At 64.0% G+C, this 3,903-nt stretch carries 4 protein-coding genes; all 4 read right to left on the reverse strand.

Annotated elements, in window-relative coordinates; genetic code table 11:
- Positions 1-145: 145 nt before the first annotated feature.
- The 4 genes from thpR to AB6M95_RS19480 all read right to left on the reverse strand — a co-directional run bounded on the left by thpR (position 146) and on the right by AB6M95_RS19480 (position 3,598).
- On the reverse strand, positions 146-700 hold the full coding sequence (gene thpR / locus AB6M95_RS19465; RefSeq protein ID WP_371388403.1) for an RNA 2',3'-cyclic phosphodiesterase: 555 nt from the start codon (positions 698-700) through the stop codon (positions 146-148).
- 2 nt (positions 701-702) lie between these two features.
- Positions 703-888, reverse strand: a complete 186-nt coding sequence (locus tag AB6M95_RS19470; protein ID WP_371388404.1) for a hypothetical protein — start codon at positions 886-888, stop codon at positions 703-705.
- A 98-nt stretch (positions 889-986) separates the two neighbouring features.
- Positions 987-2,306 (reverse strand): malic enzyme-like NAD(P)-binding protein, encoded by a 1,320-nt coding sequence (locus AB6M95_RS19475; protein WP_371388405.1) that lies wholly within the window; start codon positions 2,304-2,306, stop codon positions 987-989.
- Between the two features lie 275 nt (positions 2,307-2,581).
- The gene (locus AB6M95_RS19480) at positions 2,582-3,598 is read right to left on the reverse strand and encodes a TAXI family TRAP transporter solute-binding subunit (RefSeq protein WP_371388406.1); all 1,017 of its coding nucleotides are present in this window, start codon (positions 3,596-3,598) and stop codon (positions 2,582-2,584) included.
- Positions 3,599-3,903: the final 305 nt, after the last annotated feature.

Here is a 3,903-nt window from a genome sequence, read left to right on the forward strand (position 1 = left end):
GGAACCCTTTGAGAAAAGGGTTCCCTTCTCCCCTTCCCCCGGACCCCCATCCCCTCTTCCTTCCTAAACTTTTTGGGTGCCTTCGGCAGGAGCGCGCGTCCGTGGGGATGCGTACTTTTTGGTATTTGTTAAAGCTGTGGTTGAATTATCGGGCGGGGAATTCGGCCAAGGGGGTGTGGATGGCTCCCTCGGGGGTGAGGGTGCTTTGCCAGAGGGTGAAGCGGGTTACGGTGAAGGGCGGCCATGGGTGGGCGGCCGCCGCGTCGAGGACCGGGGACCAGTCGCCGGGGGAGGGCCTGCGTATTCGACCGAGCGTCAGGTGCGGGCGGAAGGGTTTCTTTTCGCGGGGGATGCCGATGGCGGCCAGTCCATCTTCGATGGCCCCGGCTAGGGTTGCTGCCTGCTCGCCGCCCTCGGCCAGGCCGAGCCAGAGGACCTTCGGGCGTCTCGCTTCCGGGAACGCGCCCGCGCCTCCGGCGCGCAGGGTGAAGGGGGCGAAATCGACGGCGGCCAGGGCCGCTTTCAAGGCCGGAATACGCGCCTCGTCCGTCTCGCCGAGGAACTTCAGGGTCAGGTGCCAGGTGTCGAGCCTGGACCAGTTGACACTGGCATCGGTAAGCCTGGAAAGCGATTTTATCAGAGGGTTGAGTGCTTGTCGGTAAGCCACCGGCAACCCTATGCCGATAAACAGCCGGGGCACGTTCAGCCGTCCTTTTCATCCAGGGACTGGCCGAAAATTGTCAGGTCGCCGAGCACCTCGGCCATGGCCGCGCTCAGCTCCTCGGGCAGCCCGTCGGCCTCGGCGATCTCCAACAGTTGGTCCGGGTCGATGCCGTTTTTTTCGGCCAGCGCACGTAGTTCTTGAATGGTGGTTTCGTCCATCTGCAAAGCATAGATGACAACGTCCCCCCGCGCAACGGCATCACATATCCACAAAAAAAGGCCGGGCAATGTGCCCGGCCTTCTAATGCGTATCGTCGTTTCAACTAGATGTCGTACCCGAAGGAGTCGACCACCAGCTTGGTGCGGGCCTTGGAGGCCTTCATGCGGGCTTCGAGGTCCTTGGCGTACTGGTCGAGGTCCAGCTGGATCTGGGCCACGCCGGTGTCCATGGCGGCCTTGGCCACGGCCGGGGCCAGCCAGGTCAGGACGCGCGGGTCAAGCGGTTTGGGGATGATGTAGTCGATGCCGAATTCGAGCTTGTCCACGCCGAAGGCGTCGCAGATGTCCTGGGAGACCGGCTCCTTGGCCAGGCGGGCCAGGGCGTCGGCGGCGGCGATCTTCATCTCCTCGTTGATGGTCTTGGCCCGGCAGTCGAGCGCGCCGCGGAAGATGAACGGGAAGCCGAGCACGTTGTTGACCTGGTTCGGGAAGTCGGACCGGCCGGTGCCCATGATGATGTCCGGGCGCACTTCCTTGACCGCGTCGTAGGTGATCTCCGGGTCCGGGTTGGCGCAGGCGAAGATGATGGCGTTGTCGGCCATGGTCTTGACCATGTCCTGGCTGATGGCGTCCTTGACGGACAACCCCAGGAACATGTCGACCCCGACCATGCAGTCGGCCAGGGAGCCCTTGTCCTCGGCCTGGGCGTAGGCCTTCTTGAACTCGTTCAACCCCTCGCGCCCGGCGTGGATCAGGCCGCGCGAGTCGAACATGAAGATGTTCTCGCGCTTGACGCCCATGTGCACGTAGAGGTTGGAGCAGGCGATGGCCGCCGCGCCCGCGCCCGAGACCACGATCTTGATCTCGTCGATCTTCTTGCCGGAGATTTCCAGCGCGTTCATGATGCCGGCCGCCGAGATGATGGCCGTGCCGTGCTGGTCGTCGTGGAAGACCGGGATGCCCATCTCGGCCTTGAGCCGGGTCTCGATCTCGAAGCACTCGGGGGCCTTGATGTCCTCCAGGTTGATGCCGCCGAAGGTGGGCTCCAGGAGCTTGCAGAAGGCGACCACTTCATCGGGGGTCTTGGCGCTGATGTTCAGGTCGTAGACGTCGATGTCGGAGAATATCTTGAACAGAACGCCCTTGCCCTCCATGACCGGCTTGCCCGCCTCGGGACCGATGTTGCCCAGGCCGAGCACGGCGGTGCCGTTGGACACGACCGCCACCAGGTTGCCTTTGTTGGTGTAGTCGTAGACCTTTTCGGTGTCCGCGTGGATGGCGCGGCAGGCCTCGGCAACGCCGGGGCTGTAGGCCATGGACAGGTCCTTCTGGTTCCTGCACGGCTTGATGGAGATGACCTCCAGCTTGCCCTTGCGTTTGCTGGAGTGGTAGTTGAGCGCTTCTTCCTTGGTGAACAGTGCCATGATCAGGCCTCCCTTGATTCAGTTATGGCCCAGTCGTTGAAGAGCGGAAAAGTGGTGCGCGGACCGGCGCGGCCCGCGGCTGACAACCTCCCGACAGACTGGTGTGACCGCAATACAGATGACCATTCGTACGAGGGTTTTTCAATTTCAGTCAAGCAGTATTTATCCTTGCACGGCAACGCATTGCGGGCGATTCACGGTTGACTGGTTGAGCGGTCAATCAAATCAACGGGTTGGACCGATTTGCCGCCAGGGGAAGGCGGCAAAGGGTGCCCCTAGGGCATCAGGATGGCCGGAATCTTGAGTTGGTGCTCGGACCAGAAGTGGACCGCGCCGGGGTGCAGGGGGATGGACAGGTTGTCGATGCCGGTTTGCAGGCTCAGTGACCCGGCTGCGGTGTGCATGCGGCGCAATTCTTCCATGCGCCGGGCGGAGAACACGGCCTGGAGGCTGTCGTACACGGTCCGGTTGTCCAGGCCCGGGCGGGCGCACCACAGGGCCGCGTCCTGGAAGGTGCTTACGGGTTCGGTCTGGCCCGGATAGGTCCCGGCCGGGATGGTCGCATGCGAATAGAAGGGGTAGAGCCGGTAGAACCCGGAGGCCGTAGCCGTTTCATGCAGGTTCAGGATCCGCACCGGGACGGCGGCGGCCGCCTCGATGACGGCGGCGGTGGGAGCGCCCGCCAGGATCCAGAAGCCGTCCACCTCTCCGGCTGCGAAGTCGGCGGCGGCCTCGGCGTAGCCCACGGGTCGGTGTTCGAATCGGGTCCAGAGCTCGAGGTGCCGGAAGAATCGCTCGGCGGACAGGGCCGCGCCCGAGCCGGGGTTGCCCACGGCGATGACCTTGCCCCGCAGGTCCAGGCCGGTGTGGATGTTCGAGTCCGCGCGGACCACCAGCTGGGCCGGAGACCCGTAAAGGAAGGCCAGGGCCTGGATTTCGACGTATTTCTTGTCCACGCAGCGCAGCTTGCCGGTGCGCCCCAGGAAGGCGTCGCCCGCGTTGACGATGGCCATGTCCGCCTCGCCCGCGCACAGGGCCAGCAGGTTGGACACCGAGCCGGCGGACTGTCTGGCCAGGACGTCCAGGTTGGGCACGTCCTCGGAGATGAGCGCGGCCATCTTGTTGGCGAATTGGTTGAATGTGCCGCCGCGCGGGCCGCCGTTGAAGGTCAGGGTCATGGGCTTGCCACGGGGGTTCACCGGGTGCGCCTCGCCGGGCGGTTCCGAAGAGCAGCCTGTGGCGGCAAGGGCCAGGCAGCAAAGCGTGAGCAGTATGGCAGACAGACGCTGCATCGGACCTCCAGGGCCGAAGGCTGGGGCGCGCCGCACGGTGCGGCAACGCCGGGGTAGGCGCTGTTTGCCATGCGCCTATTCTTAAGACAACGCCCCCTAAAGCTGTTTGCAATTATTATAACGACCCGTGGCGATCGCCGTATGTGCCCGGGGCTGTCGGGCGTTTTGGCCGGAGGAACAGTAAGACGCTCCCCCAAACTCACCCCTTCCGCACAGCGGCGCAAAAAAGTTTGGGAAAAGGAGGGGATGGGGGTCTGGGGGAAGGGGAGGAAAGAACCCTTTTCAAAGGGTTTTCCTCCCCTTCC

Origin of the sequence: Pseudodesulfovibrio karagichevae (genome assembly GCF_041414475.1) — a bacterium.
Classification (GTDB): Bacteria; Desulfobacterota; Desulfovibrionia; order Desulfovibrionales; family Desulfovibrionaceae; genus Pseudodesulfovibrio; species Pseudodesulfovibrio karagichevae.